20 protein-coding genes are annotated in these 22,703 nt (G+C 62.6%); all 20 read left to right on the top strand.

Annotation, left to right across the window (positions count from 1 at the left end; genetic code table 11):
* The first annotated feature begins 11 nt into the window (after positions 1–11).
* Positions 12–413: a hypothetical protein gene (locus tag H9L41_RS23875; protein WP_157462079.1), complete on the top strand. Its 402-nt coding sequence runs from the start codon at positions 12–14 to the stop codon at positions 411–413.
* Positions 414–600: 187 nt separating this feature from the next.
* Positions 601–2,616: a DNA topoisomerase III gene (locus tag H9L41_RS23870; protein ID WP_028447326.1), complete on the top strand. Its 2,016-nt coding sequence runs from the start codon at positions 601–603 to the stop codon at positions 2,614–2,616.
* Between the two features lie 698 nt (positions 2,617–3,314).
* Positions 3,315–4,448 carry a nucleoid-associated protein gene (locus H9L41_RS23865; RefSeq protein WP_169730223.1) on the top strand — a complete coding sequence of 378 codons (1,134 nt, stop codon included), beginning with the start codon at positions 3,315–3,317 and terminating at the stop codon, positions 4,446–4,448.
* A 126-nt stretch (positions 4,449–4,574) separates the two neighbouring features.
* A complete protein-coding gene (locus H9L41_RS23860) occupies positions 4,575–5,684 on the top strand; it encodes a hypothetical protein (RefSeq protein WP_157462080.1) in 1,110 nt (369 codons plus the stop codon).
* 80 nt (positions 5,685–5,764) lie between these two features.
* A complete protein-coding gene (locus H9L41_RS26375) occupies positions 5,765–6,100 on the top strand; it encodes a DNA cytosine methyltransferase (RefSeq protein ID WP_373278952.1) in 336 nt (111 codons plus the stop codon).
* A gap of 248 nt (positions 6,101–6,348) precedes the next feature.
* Positions 6,349–6,585 carry a hypothetical protein gene (locus H9L41_RS23850; RefSeq protein ID WP_028447328.1) on the top strand — a complete coding sequence of 79 codons (237 nt, stop codon included), beginning with the start codon at positions 6,349–6,351 and terminating at the stop codon, positions 6,583–6,585.
* 25 nt (positions 6,586–6,610) lie between these two features.
* Complete coding sequence (locus H9L41_RS23845) at positions 6,611–7,003, top strand: hypothetical protein (protein ID WP_028447329.1); 393 nt, start codon at positions 6,611–6,613, stop codon at positions 7,001–7,003.
* 85 nt (positions 7,004–7,088) lie between these two features.
* Entirely contained in the window at positions 7,089–7,391 is a 303-nt protein-coding gene (locus H9L41_RS23840; protein WP_157462081.1) for a hypothetical protein, read from the top strand.
* A gap of 96 nt (positions 7,392–7,487) precedes the next feature.
* The gene (locus H9L41_RS23835; RefSeq protein WP_028447330.1) at positions 7,488–8,198 is read left to right on the top strand and encodes a DUF5983 family protein; all 711 of its coding nucleotides are present in this window, start codon (positions 7,488–7,490) and stop codon (positions 8,196–8,198) included.
* A 288-nt stretch (positions 8,199–8,486) separates the two neighbouring features.
* Entirely contained in the window at positions 8,487–9,284 is a 798-nt protein-coding gene (locus tag H9L41_RS23830; protein WP_028447331.1) for a hypothetical protein, read from the top strand.
* 111 nt (positions 9,285–9,395) lie between these two features.
* Complete coding sequence (locus H9L41_RS23825) at positions 9,396–9,758, top strand: DUF3085 domain-containing protein (protein WP_444542011.1); 363 nt, start codon at positions 9,396–9,398, stop codon at positions 9,756–9,758.
* Positions 9,759–10,214: 456 nt separating this feature from the next.
* Entirely contained in the window at positions 10,215–10,760 is a 546-nt protein-coding gene (locus H9L41_RS23820; protein WP_028447333.1) for an STY4534 family ICE replication protein, read from the top strand.
* 102 nt (positions 10,761–10,862) lie between these two features.
* Positions 10,863–11,474: a DUF3275 family protein gene (locus H9L41_RS23815; RefSeq protein ID WP_028447334.1), complete on the top strand. Its 612-nt coding sequence runs from the start codon at positions 10,863–10,865 to the stop codon at positions 11,472–11,474.
* Between the two features lie 78 nt (positions 11,475–11,552).
* Positions 11,553–11,813: a hypothetical protein gene (locus tag H9L41_RS23810; RefSeq protein WP_028447335.1), complete on the top strand. Its 261-nt coding sequence runs from the start codon at positions 11,553–11,555 to the stop codon at positions 11,811–11,813.
* Between the two features lie 80 nt (positions 11,814–11,893).
* The gene (locus H9L41_RS23805; RefSeq protein ID WP_028447336.1) at positions 11,894–12,538 is read left to right on the top strand and encodes a hypothetical protein; all 645 of its coding nucleotides are present in this window, start codon (positions 11,894–11,896) and stop codon (positions 12,536–12,538) included.
* 67 nt (positions 12,539–12,605) lie between these two features.
* Complete coding sequence (locus H9L41_RS23800) at positions 12,606–13,715, top strand: DUF6094 domain-containing protein (protein ID WP_028447337.1); 1,110 nt, start codon at positions 12,606–12,608, stop codon at positions 13,713–13,715.
* A gap of 103 nt (positions 13,716–13,818) precedes the next feature.
* A complete protein-coding gene (locus H9L41_RS23795) occupies positions 13,819–14,139 on the top strand; it encodes a hypothetical protein (RefSeq protein WP_028447338.1) in 321 nt (106 codons plus the stop codon).
* An 83-nt stretch (positions 14,140–14,222) separates the two neighbouring features.
* Positions 14,223–14,534, top strand: a complete 312-nt coding sequence (locus tag H9L41_RS23790) for a hypothetical protein (RefSeq protein ID WP_051319266.1) — start codon at positions 14,223–14,225, stop codon at positions 14,532–14,534.
* Positions 14,535–14,628: 94 nt separating this feature from the next.
* Positions 14,629–16,908 (top strand): helicase-related protein, encoded by a 2,280-nt coding sequence (locus H9L41_RS23785; RefSeq protein WP_028447340.1) that lies wholly within the window; start codon positions 14,629–14,631, stop codon positions 16,906–16,908.
* Positions 16,909–17,471: 563 nt separating this feature from the next.
* Complete coding sequence (locus tag H9L41_RS23780; RefSeq protein ID WP_187523619.1) at positions 17,472–22,502, top strand: RHS repeat-associated core domain-containing protein; 5,031 nt, start codon at positions 17,472–17,474, stop codon at positions 22,500–22,502.
* The last annotated feature ends 201 nt before the right edge of the window (positions 22,503–22,703 follow it).

Below are 22,703 nucleotides of genomic sequence, written 5' to 3'. Positions count from 1 at the left end.
TTACCCATCGCTTGTCGGGCGAGGGCCAGCTTCCAAATACGTTGGCTGATATGATCGTCCGGGATGCGACACCTAATGTGGTGTTGACGTACAAAGATATTGACCTTGGGCGACTCGATCAGATACTGGAAAAAGAAGGTGTCGTTCGAGTCGTGCTTAGTTCACGTCGCAGCGCACGCTTTATTGAAATGATGGACGAGCACATGGATAGGTGCGCAGGTCAATACGTCGTTCGTCCATTCCCCTTGGGAATCACCCTAATCCTGATCCGCATGGTTCGGGACATGTTTCACTATCGGCTACTTGACCTCTTCTTGTTTTGGCAGTCGGATAACATGGTGGTCCTCGAAAAGGCTGCAGACGGCAGTTACCAGTTCATATTCAGCAAGATAATGCTGCCACACATAACCTGAAAGCGGCTGCCGCAATAAACTTCCGCTTTCATGCGCCAACACCGATCTTGGACCTGCACCAACCAAGCTGATCCTCCGGCCCGGCATATGCGGCGGCCTGCGTTGCCGTGTTGTTTGCTGCCCATCGTATGCCCGACAGGGATGCTGATCGTCATCCGAAAACGATCACGCACAACCTGGAGGCTTCATGCGCGTGTTCCTGTGCGAGAAGCCATCCCAAGGCAAGGACATTGCTCGCGTCCTTGGCGCGAGCCAGCGTGGATCCGGCTGCTACAACGGTCCCGGCATCGTCGTGACCTGGTGCATCGGTCATCTGGTCGAAGCGGTGCCACCGGAGGCGTACGGCGAGCAGTACAGGCGCTGGTCGCTGGAGCAGTTGCCCATCATTCCCGAGCGCTGGCGCGTCGAACCTAAGACGTCGACCGCGGCGCAGCTCAAGATCGTCACCCAGCTCATCGGTCGTGCTACACACCTGGTGATTGCCACCGACGCGGATCGCGAAGGCGAGATGATCGCCCGCGAAATCCTCGATCTGTGCGGCTACCGCGGCTCCGTGCAGCGCCTGTGGTTGTCGGCGCTCAACGATGCTTCGATTCGCGCTGCGCTCGCGGCATTGAAGCCGGCGACCGAAACCCTGCCGATGTACTACGCGGCGCTCGCCCGCTCGCGCGCGGACTGGCTCATCGGGATGAACCTGAGCCGGTTGTTCACCGTGCTCGGACGCAAGGCCGGCTACTCCGGTGTGCTGTCCGTGGGCAGGGTGCAAACGCCGACGCTGCGCCTGGTGGTGGACCGTGATCGCGAGATCGCGCGCTTCGTCGCCGTGCCGTATTGGGTCGTCGACGTCGTGCTATCGCACGCTGGCCAGTCCTTCAAGGCCGACTGGATCGCACCTGAAGGCAGTGCCGATGCCGAAGGCCGATGCCTGCAGCAGCCGATCGCGCAGCGAGCGGTCGAGCGCATCCGTGGTGCACGCGAAGCGCAGGTGCAGTCCGTCGAAACCGAGCGTGTGCGCGAGGCGGCGCCGCTGCCGTTCGACCTGAGCACGCTGCAGGAAGTCTGCTCGCGCCAGCTCGGTCTCGACGTGCAGGAGACCTTGGACATCGCACAGTCGCTGTACGAGACGCACAAGGCGACCACGTACCCGCGCTCGGATTCCGGCTACCTGCCCACCAGCATGCTGGCCGAAGTGCCGGCCGTCCTCGATGCGCTGCTCGTCACCGATCCCAGTCTTCGGCCACTGATCGCACAGCTCGACCGAAACCAGCGCTCGCGCGCCTGGAACGACGAGAAGGTCACTGCGCACCACGGCATCATCCCGACGATCGAGCCGACGTGCCTCTCCGCGATGACGGACAAGGAGCGCGCGGTCTACATCTTGATCCGCGCGCACTACCTGGCGCAGCTTCTCGCGCATCACGAGTTCGACCGGACGACGACCATGCTGAGCGCGGGCGGCGAGACGCTGCAGGCGGTGGGCAAGCGTGTCGTGGTGCCGGGCTGGCGGGTGGTGCTGGTCGACGATGCACCGGATGCCGCGTCGGACGAGCCAGTCCAGCGTAGCCAGATTCTGCCGGCGCTGGTCAGCGGTACGCGATGCGACGTCGAGCAGGTCGAGTTGAAGGCGCTGAAGACGCTGCCGCCGAAGCACTACACGCAGGGCGCCTTGGTGAAAGCGATGAAGGGTGTCGCAAAGATGGTCACCGATCCGCGGCTGAAGCAGAAACTCAAGGATACGACCGGGATCGGCACCGAGGCGACGCGTGCCAGCATCATTACCGGCCTGATCGGAAGGGGCTATCTGGTGAAGAAGGGCCGCGCCATTCGTGCATCGGACGCGGCATTCACGCTCATCGACGCGGTACCGGCGGCGATCGCCGATCCGGGGACCACGGCAGTGTGGGAGCAGGCGCTCGACATGATCGAGGCCGGACAGATGACGCTGGAGATGTTCATCGCGCGGCAGTCCGCCTGGGTCGCTCAGCTCGTGCAGCAGTATCGCAGCGCGACGCTCGCGATCGACCTGCCGCCCGCGCCGGCCTGTCCGAAATGCAATTCGCCGATGCAGCAGCGCAACGGCAAGAACGGCGCGTTCTGGTCGTGCAGTCGCTACCCCGATTGCACGGGCACGCAGCAGCTCGAAAGCTCGACCGGCCGCAGTACGGCACCGCGCAAGCGTCGCATCTCACGCAAGGCATCTTGACCTCTCCCCGTTGCCGCATCGCAGTAGGCGATGCGGCATCCTCCCGCGCCACGCGGGAGTCCCAGCGCGCGCTCCCTTCTGCAACGGTGTGCACGTCTCCGCTGGTCGCTTTGACCATGAGGCGGGAAGGCCGCTTCTCCGCGAATCGCGTCCGTCGCCATTCCTCTGATCGCTGTCTCTTCCGTCGATCGCGAGGGGTCTCCTGAAGCCTTGCCGGTGCGCCATCGCACGCGAGCCGTCAGGAGACCCTTCGGGTCGACGGTATTCCGCGCCGGTGCCCGCCGGCGGAACAACGGGCTCCCTTTGTGCGCGGATGCGTGCCGAAGGATTTCGGCCCCAGCCACGATACGGGCCGAGTGCGAATGCTGACGCAGCGCGGCTTTTGACGACGGCCGATTGCAGCAGCCCACAGGTGGTTCTTTTCGTCTCCAGCCGAAGGCTCTCGGGCCTTCGGCGCCCTGGTCTTTGCGTCTATTCTCTGTGTAACGCACATCGCAAACTGATGCGCATCTTCAATGCTACCGCGTCAGAGGTTCCCAGACGGATACCCGCCGAGATGTTAGATACACACCAACGAAAGCTGCGACGTAACCCCTCGCGATTGCATAATTCGTGACCCACCGGTCATGCTGGTTGCTGGACTATCGCCGGGCAGGTCGCAATCCTTGCGACGGGCGGGCCGTATATTGGGGGGGGCTATGGACGAACTCAGGTTTGCGATCATTCACACTCTGGATAAGGCGACTGGCGCTACCGCCGCCGACATCCGCACGCGGGACTCCGTTTTGGACGTTACTAAACCAGTTGTGCGGTCCTTAGCCGAACAATTGGCTAAGCTGGTCGGAAAAGATGGGAGCGCGGTCTTCTGGGGGCAGTTCGGCACTAATCGCCGCGAGGGTATGTTTCCCACTTCCGTACAGCCGTTGATTAGCGATTGCACCGAAGAGACATTTATCACCATGTCGAAGGTGGCCATGAAAGAACTTAAAGACAAAGCCGCCGCTCAGAATTTTGCGACAGGTGGCCACGTCTGCTTCTTCGCTTATCGATCACAGGGTTCGACATTTCTCCTCGTAGCTATGATCAAGGAACGTGGTGGCATGGTCCTCTCTGCCGAACTTGAGCCAACCGAGATTATCGAGATTGATCTGTCGAAACTACATCAAGCGGCGCGGGTAAACCTCGATCGCTATGGTGAATTCTTGGCGCCGGTCGCTGGGGATGGATTAGCCACAGAACAGGAGGCGGAGGAAACCACCGAAAAGACATACCTGTGTTTCATTAATCGCAGGTCTCAGGCGGACGTCGCCGGGTACTTTGTTGAAGCGCTTGGATGTGAAAAGGGCGTTGCTTCCGGCCGAACGACAAAAGCAGTTGTTACCGCCGTTCGCGCATTCGTTAAATCTGTCGTGCCGATTAGAGAAAAAGCTTCTGCGGCTCGACTCGCTGTAATCGAGTACATGCAGGCACGAGAGGACGGTGCCATGATTACACTCGATAAAATCGCCGCTGTAGTTCGACATGTCGTCGGCGTGGATCTGGAACATCACGTTGATGGGCTGAAGGGACACCTGAACAGTGAAAGTGTACAAATTCCTGACGAGTTCCCCGTAAGTGCGAAAGCATTGCGCGTCTATACCAGAATTGCGGGAAAATCATCACACTGGCAAATCAGCTTCGAAAACGGCGCGCTTGGTGTTCAAGATGCAGAAATAATCTATGATGCGGAGGAGCAAAGCCTTAAGTTCACCCGCCTGCCACAGGACATGGTGAATAAAGTCGAAGAAGCACTTGCCGCTCGGGCGCAATTGCCGGTAATAGCTGCTGGGTAAGTTATGTTCTCACATATTGTGTCACTGTACAGGGAGAGCAAACGTTCCGTAATCGAAGACGGGAAATTTTGCTATTCTGGCTCTGTGTCTGAAACTCTTCGGACAGTCATTTCTGCTTGTGAGAGCGTGGATGACACATATGGCCGTTTTGAAGATTCCCCTGAATGGACGAATGATGACTACGTAGAATTCTGCTGGTTACTTGCCGACAATGAGCATGGCCGTTTCTATTCGAACGTTGATGAACTAGTAGCTAGATCTCGCACATTGAGTCGGGGAGAGCGTCCGCAGAACTTCTATGTGGTCGAAGATGATTATCTTGCGGGAGAACCAAATGAGCCCGAACGTCTGCAACATGCCTATGAGTTATGCGATCTTATACACCTGCTGAGTGCGATCTCACTGGTCGACGATACCAGCACAGCAACTTCACCCAAGAAGCTCATCTTTGTCATTCCTGCAGGAGAAAAGGCGCCGCCGCGCACATTAAGCCTGTCTACTAAGCTAGAACCATCCACTCTTGCCGAGAATCGCCTCAATCTCTTGCCGCTGCGTAGAATCGCATCCGATGAGAACTCGCATGCACTTCACATTCATGAGCATCGATCTTTATTCCGGCTTGCTGTGGCCGATGCTATTGGTCGCGCGCCCTCGGATGTAAACACATTTACGTTCTTAATTAATTGCTGGCCAGAGGTGCTCGAAAAATATGCATTTGATATTGATTGCTTCGTAAGCAATTTTTCGTTTGAGAAAGTGCGACTGGAGATTGCGCAGATGGAACTGGATTTTTCGGGGAAAATTAGCTCTGTCATGGGCGATAGTGCTGCCAAATTCCTCGGGCTTCCATTACCACTTGCCGTGCTCGCCGTCATTTATAAGACAGAAGGAATAATCGAAGCCTATCTGCTTTTCCTAGGCGCTATCCTGGTGGTGCTGTTATTCTCCGGAATGACTCACAATCAACTCTTGCAACTAGCGCGTATTGATCACGGTTTTAATATAATATTTGACCAATTCAAAAAGAAGATAAAGAGCTATCCCGCATCTATCGCGGGCCGGCTAGAACAGGCCGAGCGAGGTTTTGCCAAACAGCGCTCGTTCCTTGTACGAACCCTATGGTTGCTACGAGTACTCGCATGGCTGCCCATAGCAATGGGCCTCGCACTGCTCGCATGGAAGTTTCACCCAGGCTTCCAGCAGTGGATGGTTCGACAAATCCCCTTATGGCCTTGACTCGCACTTTTTCGGTTGCGGCAAGTTAGTCCAAGGCCGGGCGATACTTTGGCATTTGGTTCCTGGCAGGTGGCATGTCTATGGCACTGGCCAATGGCCTTCCGCCAACATTGTTCACAGGCAGCGTTGGTGGCGACGACGGCCACGTTCTGACGCCGCTCGACGACGTCCACCTCCACTACAGCCCGATCGATCCGGCGGCGGCGAACTGGTCGCAATGGCGCGTGCGCCGGTTGATGCCGGTGGAGTGCGAGCGCCTGCAGGGCATGCCGGACCACTACACGCAGGTGCCTTATCGCGGCCGGCCCGCCGCCGATGCACCACGCTACAAGGCCATCGGCAATTCGATGGCGGTGCCATGCATCGCCTGGGTCGGTGAGCGTTTGCTGCAGGCGCTCTCGCAAAGCGGACGCTAGGCAGTTCGGTTTCCTCCGCGACGGCACCATGCCGCGCTTCCATGCTCGCCTCATGTGTCGCTGACGTCGTCAGCACCATGCCCTGGCAGCCTCGATCTTCAAGGCTGCAATGCGGTTCGCCGCATTGATCGAACCAGTCCGCTTCGCATCGAATCCGCGGACGCTCGCCCTGGCGACGATGCATTTTTCACCCCCCCATGGGAGCCATCCCCTGGGATGCGTGCTCCCCGATTCGCAAGGAGCACGGCATGTCCGAACCCTCGGCATCTTCCCCCGCGCCAACGGTATGCATGGGTGCGCTCGCCCTGCGCTACAGCGGCAAATCGCTGCCTGTGCAGGTGCTGCGTAGCGCAGCCGGCCACTACATCGGCACGAAGGACGACGAAGGCCCGTTTTCGCGGGAATCCGTCGAGTACTTCCCGACCTACGAAGCCGCCCAGCACGCGTTGGACAACCACGTCTGGACGCAGCGCGCCTATCCGTAGTTCTCAACCAGCAAGGAGCTTCATCATGAATCTGCCGTTGCGTCACGAGGTTTTCGATCAGGTCGCGCGGGACATCGCGCATTTCGACAAAGCGCCGGCCGCATTCTTTCGCGCATGGAAGCGCGGCGTGGAGATCGCAGGCGCCCAATGGTTCGGTGATGGTACGGAAGAAGGTCTCCGCCGCGCCAAGACGAAATGGGATCTGCGGCCCAACTTGCTCCTGGCCAACGATGCGCTCGGCGTCTTGAGCTCGGGCCAGAAGATGTTCCTGTCGGCGATGGTGAGCTTCTACAACGACCGTGAGGGTGGCGCGATGCTCAAGCGCTGCGGATTCCACGGTCTCGCCGATTTCCAGAATCTCGATCTGGAACGTCGGCAAGTCATCGCCGATCTGCTCCTCAACTACGTGGGTTGGTAACCAGCCTGTTCGTTCTCCTTCATCCACCCCGAGAGGGACATGCGTCCCGCCGGGGCCATGTCCCTCCGCTTTTCAGGAGTGCGCCATGCCCCGAACACCCCGCGCCGTCGCGGTCTCGTCACCGACGCCGCAATCACGCAAAGCGCCGACCCTTCGGCAAACCGTACGCCGGCTCAACGAGCATCACACCCGAACACTCGCGGGCTTCTATGGTGACGAGCACCTGCCAGGCCGGTGGTTCCGTGCGCGGTTGGTCGATGGCACTACGGTGGAAGTCCATGACTGGATCAACTGGGTGCCCGTTCCCGATGGCACGACTTTTCGCGATCACAACGGCAGGCATGTCCTGACCGTGCGCTACCCCGTCAAAAACGTGCTCGCGCGCTGACGGTTTCATCACCACCGCGAGGTGGCCATTGTTTTTCATCCGCTCGCCGGGGCTCGCTCCCGGCAGGGGCTTCGGCACTTCTACACAGGAGTCGCCATGTCCCATCCTCTGAACAACCCCTTTCTCCGGGGTTATCACGGCCTCACGATCCAGCGCTTCGTCACGGTCCAATTCGACGAACGTGCACCGAAGCATTTCCCGCTGCACCCGACGCAATCGCACCTGCGCGACGACCAGGTCAAAGACCGTGCGTGCATCTTCACCAATGACTTCGTGTTCATCACCGAAGGCCAGGCAGCACCGGACGATCGGGATATTCAAGACGGCATCAGTGGTGTCGCGTCGCCGGTGGTGCATGCCGTGATGGCCGATGAGGCGGGGCAACCATGCCGCGTCGCCGACACGTATTCGCACGAAGAGGCCAGCGAAGTCGTCCGCCGCCTGCAGTTCGAAACCGGCTTTTACAGCCGGTGCTGGGAAATCAGCACCGCGCACATCACCGACGCGGCGATGCGCTACCTCCGCGCCATCGCCGATCTGGCCGTGCCGACCGGGCTGCTGTTCGAGGCTTTCCACGTACCGAGCAGCGACGCCGTCGGCGTGAAGCTGATCTCGACGCCCTGGACCGACGCCAACCTGTTGGCGGTGGTCGGTCACGATGCGAAGGATCTGCGGCGGCAGCAAGCGCGTTTGCCCGAATCACTGCAGTGGGTCTTGCGCCTTGCCGCATTGGCCGACACGCGCATTCTGGTGTTCGACCCCAGCGCGCCGGTGCTCACCGGCCTGCCTGTCTTTGAAGAGGACTGAAGCGTCAGCACGAGAGCCCCGAATGGGGCTCTTTTGCTTCGCGCCAGGGAAGTCGGATGGCCCAGAAAGCCGATTAAGCCACGACGCCGACGACATCACTTCGTAGGCTGCCGCGCATATTTCGCCGACGTGTTCGGCGGCATGCCCAGGCAGCCGAGACCTTCAAGGCTGCGATGCGACTCACCGCATCGGTTGTTCTGCTCTCCGGGCGCACAGCGCGTCCATTCCACCCACAAGGGACTCTCTCCCTTGCGGCGGGAGTTCCTGCTTTTCCGAAGGAGTTCTCCCATGGATACGCAAGCCATTCAAGCACAGCTCCGAACGCTGGTCGTCGGCCACATCCCGACCAACGTCCGCAGTTTCAAGTTCAGCATCTTCGACGGTCTGCCCAAGCCTTCCGCAATGGGTTTTGCGTTCGACCCGAAGCCGTTCGAGGGCAAGGTGATCGCGATGCTCGACGACGCCATCGTGGTCAAGACCGGGCGTGCCGCGTTCGCGGTGCTCGATCGCACCCTGGTCAGCGTGGTGCCGGAGGAGGGCACCAAGATCGAAGTCTGGCCGTATGCCAGACGCCGCTTCGACGGACTGCGCGCCGATACGCCGGAGGAGAGCATCCGGCACACCGAGGATGGCACGCCCTACTGCGTGCAGACGTACGTCCTCGGCTCGGCGCCGGCCAAGCTCCCCATTCCGCAGCCGCGTTGCCCCGAGTTGCAGGAACTCATCAACCAGCTGGAGCAGCTACCCGCACCGGACCGCTTTCGGCGCATCACGCACATGCTGGTCGATGCCAATGCGAGCGACTTCACGTGGGTCGATCCGCTGCCCGCCGACATCATCCGCACGCCGCCGGCGATCAGCTTCACGGTCGCGACGGCGAAATTCCGCGGCCAGGTCACGGTGCTGTACGAGCGTGCCCACGACCTCTATGCGGTGGAGCTGAGTCGCAACGGCGAGCAGGTCGATCGGATCGATTCGCTGCACTTCGATTCGCTCGGCAGTGCGCTCGAAAGCCTGATCGACGACGGCAGCTGGCGCCAGATCCGGGTCGCGATCGTCTCCGGAGCCAAATCGCCCCGTCATTGATCCTGCTGTCTCCGTAGCAAAACGACCTCGGCGCCACCGTCCGCAAGGACGGTCGGCGCTCGGTCGTCCCCATCTGGCGACATCGCCATCCTTCTACGATTGGAGATCATCATGCTGCGATTCAAAGGCACGGACCTGCGTCCTGTTCTGGCCGAAGCCATTGCGAACCAATGCAGCCTCGTTCTCGCCAAGGACCGCGGCGTCTACTTCCTCGCCGAGCGCGGTGAACGCACGCCGGAAGGGAAGCAGAAACTGCTGGCCTACGCCGTCGGTTGCAACCCGGACGTCGACGCATTCGACGACTGGTGGCACCGGGTGAACGACGAACTGGGCGGCGACGACTTCGGGGAATACCTCGATCCGAAGGAGGGCGTGTTCGCACACCTTCTCGGCAGCGAGGACGACCTCGTAGTCACGGCCACCGACACGCACCTGTCGTTGCAGGCGGTAGCACCCGAACCGCACACGCACTGAGCACGACCTGGCGCCCCCGCTGGGGGCGTCTTCGTTTACGCGCGGCTGCATGTCGGACCATGCCCTGTGCGAGCGGGATGGCGCATGACGCTCCGCAGCCCAATGCTGGCGTGCGCTTCGTATCGGCCCTCGCCAGCGCATGCGGGTCGCCCCGAGCAGCGGGAAAGGAAACGGGTGCGTTGCACATGCCGATTCCCAATCGAGCACCGCGCCTTGCTGTGCAACGCTGCAACTATGTCTCGCTGACTCAGGTCAGCAGCATGCCCAGGTAGCCACGGTCCTCAAGGCTACGGCGTGGCTCCGCCGCGCTGATCGACCCGTTCGCATCGGCATCTCTACGCGAACATCCATCGGCCTCCGATGGCGATGCCACGTCGCTCCATCAACCCACGCGGGGGTTCCACACCTCCCGCCAGGGCCAGGTGTATCTCCGCTCCATTGCTCGGGAGATTCACCATGTCCAGCTCCACCGAAAAGTCCTACTTCGATTTGCACACCACCGGCATCGGGTATCTCAATCGCATCCGAGAAGTGAAGCCCAAGAAAGGTGATCCCTTCCTCGCCTGCGACATCGCAGCGCTCAACGGCGCCAGCGATGACGTCTCGTACGTACGTTTCGACACGCGCGTGTCGGGAACGGAAGCGCAGCACCTGGTCCGTCGTTGCATCCAGGCGGTCGAGGCCGAGAAGAAGGTCTTGATCGGCTTCAAGCTCGGCGATCTGTGGACCGACATCTTCACCTACTCCAAAGGGAAGAATGCCGGCCAGCCTGGCGTCAGTCTGAAGGCGCGCCTGCTGTTCATCGGCTTCATCAAGGTCGACGGCAAGCAGGTCTACAGGGCCGAGTCCAAGCCGGCCGATGGCGAGGACGCAGCGGATGCCGCGAAGTCCGATGCCGCGCCAGATCCGGAAGGGGTGTCGTCCTTGGCATCGCCTGCCAACGAGACGTTCGACGAAGTGCCCACCGACGCGTCTGCGCCGGCCATGGCCGAGTCGTTCTGATTCGCAGGCCCCGCCGCCCGGGGCCTTCGTTCCATTCGCTCGCACGTGAGCGCTGCGGCCAACCCGTCGACAGCGCGCGCCGGCCATTCTGCAGGAGACCCCATGATTACCATCCCAGGCCAGTTGGCCATCAAGACCATTCACGGTCGCAATGGCGACTTCAAGGTCGGTCGCCTCGCAACATCCATCGGCGAGTTCGTGGTCAAGAACGCCGAGTTGGAGCAGTACGACGAAGGGAAGTACGACGGCGACTTCATCGTCACCGAGATTCGACCCTCGACGTACAACGCCAACGGCCGCATGGTCATCGAAATCCGCGCTCACCTGGGCGGCATGACGCTGTCCAAGGCGGATGGGCTGAGCCGTGATGAAGCCCGTCGGCTGACGCCGCAGGAGATCGACCCGCTCGACGAGGAAGCGCAGGCGCCCGCGCCGGCAACGCCCAAGGCCAAGCCAAAGGCGGCGCCGCGCAACCCGCGCGATCCGCTGATCGACACCACGCCGTTCGGCACCGAGCCGGCCGCTGCATCCGCGGAGGCTTCGGCCGATGCGGACGACGCGGCGCTGTTCGGCACGCTCTGGCCGTTGGCGGCGGTCTTCAAGCTCGACGCGACAGTAGATCGTCGCATCCTGCGCCAGCAGCGCGATCGGCTCGACGCACTGGGCTACGAGTTCGCACCGTTGTCCCAGGAATGGCGTCGGGCCCAGGCCTGATCGTCTGCATCAAACATCGCTACCCGCCGGGGTTCCTCCCCGACGGGAGGACTCCGGCAATTTTCAAGGAGCCGTGTGATGGACCCTGTCCTCTCATCCCTTCCCGAATCGCTGCTGCGGTTCGTCGAAGACCAGCTGTCCAACAGCGACGAAGCGACCGACGAGGAGCTGCACGCTCATTTCGTCGCGAACGGATTGAGCGACGCGCAAGCGGCGCAGGCGCTCAAGTACCGCACGCTGTATTGGTGCCACATCTACCTGGAAGGATTCACGCCGATCCGGAAAGGGCACGAAGCGCTGCACTACAACGCGCTCACGGGGCAGTTCGAGCTCCATTGAGCGATTTTTTCATCCACCCGACGGGGCACATTGGCCCCTGCGGGCAGTGCTGTCCCCGTCCTTTTTCCGAGGACATCACCATGCCCGATCCCCTCTCTTCCAACCCGCTGTACCGCATCGACGAGTGCCCCGACCTGATGGCCGACGGCTGCGTCGGCGATGAGCGCGGCAATCTGGTCTTCCTGTCGGTCTGGGCGCGCGACACGGCGATCCAGGAGTTTCTGGCGCGCCTGACCCTGGCGGGCGACGAACGCGGTCTGGACCAGTTCCATCTGGTCGCCGACGGCGGATCGCTGCCGCTTTGCGTCGGTAACGCCGACAGCCTGGAGAAACGCAGCACGCGCGCATACCGGCGCACGCTGTTCGGCTCCGTGACGAACCTGTGGCTGTTCGATCGACGCTGCGTGCGGCCCGACAAGGCCAACGCGAGCTCGTTGATGCTCTTGCCGCACGGTGCGACACATGGGCTCGACCGGCTGTGGATGCTGGTGCAGGAAACCTGCCCGCTGCCGCTGCTCGATCACTGGCGCGACACCGTGCTGGCGCTGTTGCAGAGCAAGCAGATGTTGACGCGTCTGCCGCTCGCACTCGGGCCGCTGGAGGGCCATCGGCTCGCGCTCGATGTGCCGACGCTGACGTCGGCGCTGGGCGCGCTGATCCGCAGCGGCACGCTGCAGGCGTCGTGTGCGGCCGCGCCGAACAGGGCCGCTCTTCTCGCGGCATGAATCTCCCGCGACAGGCGTGCGCTTCAGCGTACGCCTGCTTCTTCTTCCCTTTCTGAGGAGCAACGTCATGGCGCTCATGTTCAGGCGCATTGCGCGCAATTTCATCAAAGCAGGCTATTTTCCGACCGACGAGCCAACGCTGGAGCGGGCACTGTCCGCGCTGGCGCCGGCCGCCGGACCGATGTGCATCCTCGATCCGTGTGCAGGCGAAGGCGTCGCCATTGCTGAGGCCGCGCACGTGCTCGGCCGCGAGCGTGTGTCCGCGTTCGCAGTCGAGTTCGACCGCGAGCGTGCGAGCCACGCCCGGCAGTTGGTCGACCATTGCATCCATGGCGACTTGATGGACACGCTGATCTCGCGACAGTCCTTCGGCCTGCTCTGGCTCAATCCGCCCTATGGCGATCTGTCGAAGGACGCCGATGGCAACATCGGTTACCAGGGCCAGGGCCGCGCCAGGCTGGAAAAGCTGTTCTACCAGCGCACGCTGCCGCTGCTGCAATACGACGGCGTGTTGATCTTTATCGTGCCGGCCTATGTGCTGGACGCCGAACTGGTCGGATGGCTGACGCGCCACTTCGCCGAGTTGCGCATCTACCGAGCGGTGGAAACGCAGTTCAAGCAGGTGGTGATCTTCGGCCGTCGGATTCGTCAACGCGATCAGGCTTCGGACGCGGTGAAAGCCACGCGTGGTCTGCTGCTGCAGATCGGGCAAGGCGACGCCGATGCCGAGGAGTTGCCGGTCGAGTGGCCGTTCCTGCCATACACGGTCCCTGCCAGCGTCGAGGCGCCGGAGCACTTCTACCGCGTGTCGATGGAGCCCGAACAGTTCGGTGACGAGGTCGGTCGGCTGCAGGGCCTGTGGCCCGCATTCGATACGCACCTCGGGGCCGCACAGCAGTCATTGCGGCCGCCGGCGCGGGCCTTGTCGCATTGGCATCTCGCCTTGGCTCTGGCCGCAGGCGCGATTTCCGGTGTCGTGCAATCCAAGACCGGGCGCGTGCTCGCCGTCAAAGGCGACACGCACAAGGAGAAGACGTTGCAGACGGAATACACCGAACGCGACGACGGCTCCGTGGCCGAAACGCGGATCCTCACCGACAAGTTCGTACCGGTCATCCGGGCCTGGGACATGACCCCGGGCTCGGCGACGCATGGTCAGGTGCTGACCATTCGTTGACCGCCTTTCCTCGACGGCTTGCCGTCGTGCTCATCCACCCACCGGGGCCACGTTCCCCGATGGGGGCCGTGGCTCCTCCTTCCACGCGAAAGGAGAACCATCAATGGCTTCCAGCAACAGCCGCAGGCCGCGGCGCTTGTTCCCGATCGGCGCCTTGATCTTCAGCGCAGGCGTCGAGAAAAAAATGCAGGAAGGCCGCCTCGACCCGATGCCGTACTTCCATCGCCACACGCGTGGCGACTGGGGTGACGTCTCGGACCTGCAGTGGTTTGAGAACAACGGTGCGCTGACGTTAGGTGGGCACCTCGATTCGATCTATGTGGTCACGCGCGAGCTGACCATTCGCATCTACACGGAAGCCGATCGCAGCGCGACGTACATCGCGCTGCCTTCCGAAGCTTGTCCGATCGCGGCCGTTTCCTGACGTCGCACGCGTTCCTTCTTTTCACCCACGGGGTCCAACACCCCGCTGGGGATGGTGGCCCCGAACATCCAGGAGCTACCACCATGTCAACCGCAGCACCCACCGCCGAACGCATTTCCACCCCGCTTTTCCCGAGCGGCCGGATTGTCGCTACTGCCGCGGTCGATGAACTGGTCCAGCAGGGCCGGCTCAACCCGATCCCGTATCTGCACCGCCACCTCGGCGGCGATTGGGGCGATCTCAGCGCAGCGGATCGGCGCTCGAACGACGCCGCTTTGAGGTCGGGCGAAGACCGACTGTTCTCGTCGTATCAGGTCAGGCCGGACTTGAAGATCTGGATCATCACCGAATGGGATCGCAGCGTCACGACCGTGCTGCTGCCCAGCGACTACTGACCCCTTCGATTTCCTCCGCTGTATTTCTTCCCACCCGGGGCACGTCATCGCCCCTGCGGGGGAGGTGCGTGCCCCATTCTTTTGGAGCCGCACCATGCCCCTCGATCTCGGAAATTCCCTCGCCGCCGACGGCACGCCTGTACAGGGCGACCTGCTCGACGCAGCCAACGCTTCTCTCACGCTCAGCCTGCAGGACTTCGTCTCCGAGTTCGGCGACGAGCTGCTCGACTCGTTGAACCGCGCCAACCCGCCGGTCTACACCGGACAACCGCGTGCGCATCGGCAGCTCGTCATCGCCTGTCTCAAACGGAGACTGTTTCCTGCGCAGGCCGAAGTGGTCCATGCCGTCACCGAGCTGCTCGTCGACCGCGGCGAACGCGCCGCAATCGTCAACGGCGAAATGGGCTGCGGCAAGACGACCGTCGGCATTGCGACGGCTGCCGTGCTCAACGCCGAAGGCTTCCGTCGCACCTTGGTCGTCTCACCGCCGCACCTAGTCTACAAGTGGCGGCGGGAGATTCAGGAGACGGTCGCCGGCGCGCGAGTCTGGGTGCTCAACGGACCCGACACGCTGGTCAAGCTGCTGAAGCTGCGCGAGCAGTTGGATGTGCCGACGCGGGCCCAGGAGTTCTTCGTCTTGGGTCGGGTGCGGATGAGGATGGGCTTCCACTGGCGGCCCAGCTTCAGCCGGCGGCGTACGGCGCGTTACGACGTCGGGACGTGCCCGCAGTGCGGCCATGTCATTACTGACCTCGATGGCGAACCGATCGACGTCGCCGCGCTCGAGGCGGAGGAATATCGCCGCAAGTGCGCCCACTGCGCTTCGGCGCTGTGGACGCTGATCCGTCCCAGGGGCTTGTCCTCCAGCGACCAATCATCGGCCGTTCTCCGCGCCCTCAAGCGCATTCCCACCATCGGCGAAGTCACCGCGCAGAAGCTGATGCAGAAGTTCGGCGACGCGTTCCTTGCGTCGATGCTCGGGGACAACATCCACGAGTTCATCAACCTGATGGACGACCGTGGCGATCTGGTCTTCTCCGACCGTCAAGCGCACCGCATGGAGCGCGCGATGGCGAACATGGAGTTCGGCTTTGGTGAGGGCGGCTACCAGCCCAGCGAGTACATCAAGCGCTACTTGCCGCAAGGCACGTTCGACCTGCTCATCGCCGACGAGGCGCATGAGTACAAGAACGGTGGTAGTGCACAGGGCCAGGCCATGGGGGTACTCGCGGCGAAGGCACGCAGAACGCTGCTGCTCACTGGCACGCTGATGGGCGGGTACGGCGACGACCTGTTCCACCTGCTGTTCCGTGCCTTGCCTGGGCGAATGATCGAAGACGGCTACCGTCCCACCAAGAGCGGCAGCATGACGTCGGCCGCGATGGCGTTCATGCGCGATCACGGTGTCCTCAAGGACATCTATTCCGAGAGCACCGGCACGGCGCACAAGACGGCCAAGGGCACCAAGGTCTCGGTGCGCACTGTCAAGGCGCCGGGCTTCGGGCCGAAGGGCGTGCTGCGTTGTGTGTTGCCCTTCACGGTGTTCCTCAAGCTGCGGGACATCGGCGGCAATGTGCTGCCGCCGTACGACGAGGAGTTTCGCGAGGTCGCGATGGATGCGGCGCAAGCCGCGGCCTATCGCGATCTGGCGGGCAGGCTCAACGCGGAGCTGCGGCAAGCGCTGGCGAAGCGGGACACGACGCTTCTCGGTGTGGTCCTCAACGTGCTGCTGGCCTGGCCGGACTGCTGTTTCCGTTCCGAAGTGGTGACGCACCCGCGTACACGTCAGACCTTGGCGTTCGTCCCGGCTCAGTTCCACGACATGCAGGTCATGCCGAAGGAACGCGAGCTGATCGAGATCTGCCGGCAGGAGAAGGCAGCAGGTCGCAAGACCCTGGTCTACAGCGTCTACACCGGCACGCGCGATACGACGTCGCGTTTGAAGGTGCTGCTGGAGCAACACGGCCTCAAGGTCGCGGTACTGCGCGCGAGCGTGGATGCGGCACGCCGCGAGGACTGGATTGCCGAGCAGCTCGATCGCGGCATCGATGTCCTCATCACCAATCCGGAGCTGGTGAAGACTGGCCTCGATTTGCTCGACTTCCCAACGATCGTGTTCATGCAGTCGGGCTACAACGTCTACAGCCTGCAACAGGCCGCTCGGCGCTCATGGCGCATTGGGCAGAAGCAGTCGGTGAAGGTGATCTTCCTCGGCTATGCGGGCACGTCGCAGATGACGTGCCTGTCGCTGATGGCGAGGAAGATCATGGTGTCGCAGAGCACGTCGGGCGACGTACCGGAATCCGGGCTCGACGTCCTGAACCAGGACGGTGACTCGGTGGAGGTGGCGCTGGCACGGCAGTTGGTGCATTGAGCTTGGATGGCCCCTTCGGGGGCCATTCTCTTGATGAATCGAACGCGCGGCCAGCACGGTCTGGGAATCCATCAGCCCAGGCCACGATCACCGATCCAGTTCCTTGGTACGCGGCGAGCAGCTGACCCTTACCCAATCGACTGCGGCCCGACCCCTACCAGGAGATAGAGGCGCGACGCCTTTTTCTATGGTGTCGTATCGATCTGCTTTTCGATATTGCCAAAACATGAAACAGGCGGAAGCGCGATGCCGGGGTCGACTCGATCGCCCTGGCGGCTGACTGCGCAGTCGCAATCGATGCGACGACCGCAGCGCACCATGCCGCTTCCCCCAAAACGCATCTCCCTGTCGGTCCGCTTGACGTTGCCGCCAGATTCTCGTCCGGCCATCCCGCCGAAGGCATCAGCCGGGCTGCGAGGACGGACGCGATCGCGACACTCCACTCGCTGACCATGGACCGAAGCGGGAGCACAGCCCCACCCCGACCACCGACCCGCCCGTCCCCATACGGCACAGGCAGTACCTGTGCTCGCGAACCGCCCCCTCAAGAGCTACGTGACCCCATGAAGCAATTGTTCCGATCGCTCGCACGTTCACCGCTTTCCCTTCTTCCTGCCGCCATCTCCGCCCTGGCTGCGTCGGCCGCGCTGTCAGTGCCCACCGAGGCATTTGCTCAGCGCCAGTTGCCCGGCCATACCGTGATCGGTTACCCGTTACCGTTGCAGCCGATACGGCAAGGCGGCTTCGCGCGCATCTTCCGAACCGTCGATAGCCGGACGCGTCAGCTTGTGCTGGCGCCGATCGCGGACAACGAGAACGAGCTGCCCTCCGATCCTTGCGTGAGCACCGTGCCCGGCACCAGCGCGGTCGCGGGCAATCCGATCGTGGTGCAGAGCGGCAACAAGGTCCAGATCGACGCCGATTTCGGCGGTACCGGCGAAATGCCGCTTGAGCTGGTGCGCACCTATTCGGCGGCTTCCGACCACGAGCGAGGCCTGTTCGGTGCGGGCTGGAGCAGCAATGTCGAACACACGCTCGCGTTCTACTCGGGCACTCTCTCGAATCCCGTGCTCGAATGCGAAGCGCGGCTCGCAGGCGGCGGGGAATGTTCGCGCGTCACGAACCCGACGTCGCTCGTGGTGCGGACGGAATCCGGCCGCGAATATCGCTACAACTGGAATGCCGAGGCGGGCAAGTTCAAGAGCAGTGCCGATCCGCTCACGTCGATCGTGAAGGTGCCTGGCATCGGCTACTCGCTGCGGCGCGATGGTGGTTCCTCCATGGATTTCGACCTCGGCGGGCGCGTCAGCCGCATGACCGACGAATTCGGAATCGCGTGGACCTACACCTACGCCACGGACCGCATCACTATCCAGCGGAGCGGCGGACGCGCAGTGACGATCACCTTCGATCCCGCGCGCGCGTTGGCCACGTCAGTCACCGATCCGGCCGGCAACGTCTATGCGTACAGCTACACCAGTCCTTACGAGGGCGCGACGGCGGATCGGCTCTCCACAGTCGACTATCCCGGAACGGCAGCGGACTCGCGCACTTACCACTACGAGAACACAGGCTTTCTCAACCGGCTCACCGGCGTTTCCATCGGTGGAGTTCGCTATGCGACGTTCGACTATCACCCGAACGGCTGGGGCAAGAGCACCGCGCATGCCGGCGGTGCGGAGAAGGTAACCCTGAGTTACGGTGCCGATTCGGCCGGCACCTATACCGATGTGACCAATGCCCTGGGTCTGACCAGCCGCTATCGCTATGGGTTGTACGGTGGTGCGCGCAAGCTGACCCAAGTCGATCGCCCGGCGTTCGACGGCTGCCCGCAGGCCGCAGCGTCGTACGTATACGACGGCAGCGGCCGCGTCTCCAACACGTTCGACTGGAACGGCATCGAGTCGCGTTTCCAGTACGACAGCGCCGGCCGTCTGCGCAGCAAGCGCGAAGGCATCAGCAGCGCGACGCCGTCCGGGCTTCGCTACACGACGCTGGAGTGGGACACGGTGAACAATCGACTGCTGTCGATCACCGAAGGCGAGGTCGACGCCGCGGCGCGCAACGCCGATCGGCCGATCCGAACCACGACTTACGCCTATGCCGACAGCACGACCGCGACGGTCGGCGCCGGCAGCGTCGGTGGTGATGTGAAGAACCGCCTGAAGTCGGTCACCGTCACCAGCCATGTCGGTCGCCTGGTCGAAGAGAAGACGACCTACCTGTACACGCTGTTCGCCAGCGGCGATCCGAGAATCCAGACGATTGCCGAAGACGGCCCGGTCGCGGGCACCGGTGATCGCGTCGTCACGACCCTCAATGGCCACGGTGACGTGCTGTCCGTCGCCAATTCGAAGAATCACCGGACGAGCTATAGCTACAACGCCGCAGGTCTTCCCACGCAGGTCACCGATCCCAATAGCGCAAAGACCGACTTCAGCTATGACGCGCGCGGGCGAGTGAGTACGTCGACCCGTTACTACGCCGGCTCCGCGCAAACGAGCGTTTTCGAGTACGACCGGTTCGGCAACCTCAGCGTTCTGCGCGAACCAGGCAAGCCCGAACTGCGCCAGCGATACGATGAGGCAGGCAGGCTGACGTCGCAGGTGCTGCGCTATGCTGCGTCGGCGCCTGGGCGCTACACCGAGCAGACGACATCGATCGCGTACAACGCGTTGTCGCTGCCGGTCGAGCGCCGCTCTTCCACTGCCCAAGTCATCGAGGGGAGCTGCACCACCCAGCCTGATGGCACGCTGCTTTGCACGAGCCCGATCTATGCACCCGGCGGCACCGAGCGCGGCGAATTCCGCCGCTACGACCAGAGCGGCCGCCTAGTGGCCGTCAGCGGTGCGAAATTCGCACCGTGGCCGAGCAGTTCGCTGTACGAGCCGCCGCTCGAACGCGATGCCACGACGACGTTCGGCTATGACGCGAACGGCCAGTTGACCTCGGTCATGGACCCGCTCCTGCAGTCCACGACTTTCGAGTACGACAGTATCGGACGCAGGATCGCGACCAACGACGCGAACGGGCGCACGAGCGTCAGCTACGCCTTTGCGGATGCCGATGCGAACTACGCGCTGCGCGTCACGGTGGCGCCGCCCGTCGGCGGCATGACCGTTCAGTCGTTCGACGGCTTGGGCAATCTGCTGCTGCAGGAAAACCCCGACTCCGGCGCCACCGAGTATTCGTATACCGCGGCCGGTCAGCTCGACATGGTCACCTCGGCGGATCGCAGCGCGCGCGTTTACACCTACGACACCCTTGGTCGGGTGACGAAGATCGCCGCCGGCAAGCTGTCGGCACAGGCGCGCAACGGCTATCAGCTGATGCGGGTCATCCGCGCGCCGTACGCCACCCAGCCGATCTCGCCATCGCCGTCCGGTGTCCAGACGTTCGACGAGAAGGCCGAGACCTTCGTGTACGACACCTGTTCGGGCGGCGTCGGCCGCCTGTGCAGCGCGGTGTATGGCCCGTCCGCCTGGAAGACCAGCTACACCTACGGCGACTACGGCCGTCCGCTGTCGCGGACCGAGAACAGTCTGGTGGCCAACTGGTCCCAGCGTGTGGGCTACCGCTACGACAGCTACGGCCGTCCGTTCGCGCTCGACTACCCCAACGGCGACGCGATCGAATATGGCTACGTGGGCGGGCGCGTCGAGAAGGTCGACGCCCTGATCGGCGGCCTGCGCCGCAATGTTGTCGACCAGATCGGCTACGGCAGCGACGGGACTGTTTCCCGCTATATCGCTGGCAATGGCCTGGAGTGGACGAGGGCAACCGACTTGAACGGCCGGTCGACACAGATTGGCCTCGGTGCCGTTCAGACACTGAGCTACGCCTACGACCAGGTCGGCCGCATGTCCAGCGTCGGCCACAGCCAGGATACGGCGGCGTCGCAGACGTACGGATACGATGCGATGTCGCAGCTCACCAGCAGCACGCGCAGCGGTGTCGCGGAGACCTGGAGTTACGACGCGATCGGCAACCGCGAGTATTACGACCGCGCCGGCCGTGGTCACGACTTCGTCTACTCGGATGGTCATCTGACCGAGATCGCAGGCGCGTCGAACCGGATGTACGCCTACGACCTGGTCGGTCGCCGCAGCGAGCAGTTCGACAATGGCGAAAGTACGCTGTTCGACTACGACCCGTGGGGCGTCCAGCGCTTCCTGTTCCGCCCATACGATGTCGGCACGGTCTGCGAACCGACCGATCCGTCGCGCTGCACCCAACGTGCGCCGGCGGTGGTCGAGTACGGTAGCAACCATCGCGGACAGCGCACATACAAGGCCACGCTGCAGTTCGCCGGTCTGACTGCGGAGTGCCGGCGGGGCGGCTACGTTCCGGGATGCTTCCCGACGAACGTGTCGCGGGTCGGCTTGAGCCTCTATCTCTACGGCGAGGACGGCACCTTGCTGGCCGAACAGAGCGCGCTGCGCGACGATACGATCGTGTCGTCGTCGAACTACGTCTACCTCGGCAGCATGCCGGTCGGCGTGATCCGCGATGGGCAGCTGCATCACATCGCGGGGGATCACCTCGGCCGGCCGGAAGTGGTGACGAACGCAGCGCAGAACGTGGTCTGGCGCGCGCGCAACCTCGCCTACCATCGTGAAGTGACGCAGCGCAACGCAGTGTTCGGCGACCTCAACTTGGGCTTCGCGGGCCACTACTATGACGCCGAATCGAACCTGTACTACAACTGGCACCGCTACTACGACCCAAGCACGGGCAGCTATACGCAGCCCGATCCCATCGGCTTGTTGGGCGGAATCAATGGCTATGCCTACGTCTCCGGAAACCCAATCGCGTTCGTCGATCCTTACGGCTTGTGGGCTTTCGGCGACCCGTTGCCGCAAGGGCTGGTCGACTTCTCCGCGGGGATGGGTGACGCGCTGCTGCTGGGTTTGGTGACGAACTGCGTGAGGTGGCCGGGATCGATGGCGGTGTCGACCCGTGCTCTGACGCATACAGTTATGGCGAATGGGCGGGGATCGGGGTATCGCTCGCGGCGGGCGGCTACAGTGGACTTCGCGCTGCTGGCACGCGAGGTCTGGGCAAGGAGTTCTCCCATTGGATTCCGAACCGCATGGGTGGACCTCGGTCCCTGTGGAATGGAAACTATGTTCCAAGGGAAGTTCACGCCCTGTCCGACCCATTCCGTTATCGTTTCATGGCAAAAGCATGGAAGCTCGAGAATCCAATGCCGAACGTCCTATTCCAACAGTGGGTCCGGGTACCGAACGCAATCAAGGGAACTGCGGCGGGTGCCGCCTATGGCGCTGCGGGGGCTGAACTGTCGGGGTGCCCATGTCGTTGATCGATCTGTTGCTGAAGCTGCTCCGCCGGGGTACGAGCCTTTCCAGTCTCGAACAACTCGTCCTGGATGCCGTCCGTGCACGATTGCCGGAGCCGCTGTCTGTGCGGTGGGACGAGCAGGTACGTACCATCAACAAGGTCCAGCGCCTGCCCGACGGCGTAGAGGTGAACTTTTATCGCATGAAGGACGGGCGCCCGAGCTTGGACGAGGCACTGGCATTTCCAAACCGTACGGAAGAACTGCTCATCGCGGAAGTCCGTATCGAGCTTGATCTTCTGCCTCGGCACGCCAAACTTTCGGCGCGGGTGTGGTGCGTCAAGGGATTTCTGTTCTCCATCGAATACGCAGGCAGCAGCAAGTACGTCGAGGAAGCGCTAGGCATGGACCCCGCGCCGCAGTTGAAGATCGAGTGCCAGCTCAAGGCTGACCTTGCCGCTACCGGTTAGTGCGCAGCGCGGTCGTAGATGGACGA

Source organism: Chitinimonas koreensis (genome assembly GCF_014353015.1).
GTDB lineage: Bacteria > Pseudomonadota > Gammaproteobacteria > Burkholderiales > Chitinimonadaceae > Chitinimonas > Chitinimonas koreensis.
The sequence above is the reverse complement of the archived record's forward strand: the minus strand, read 5'-3'. Positions and strand labels throughout refer to the sequence as shown.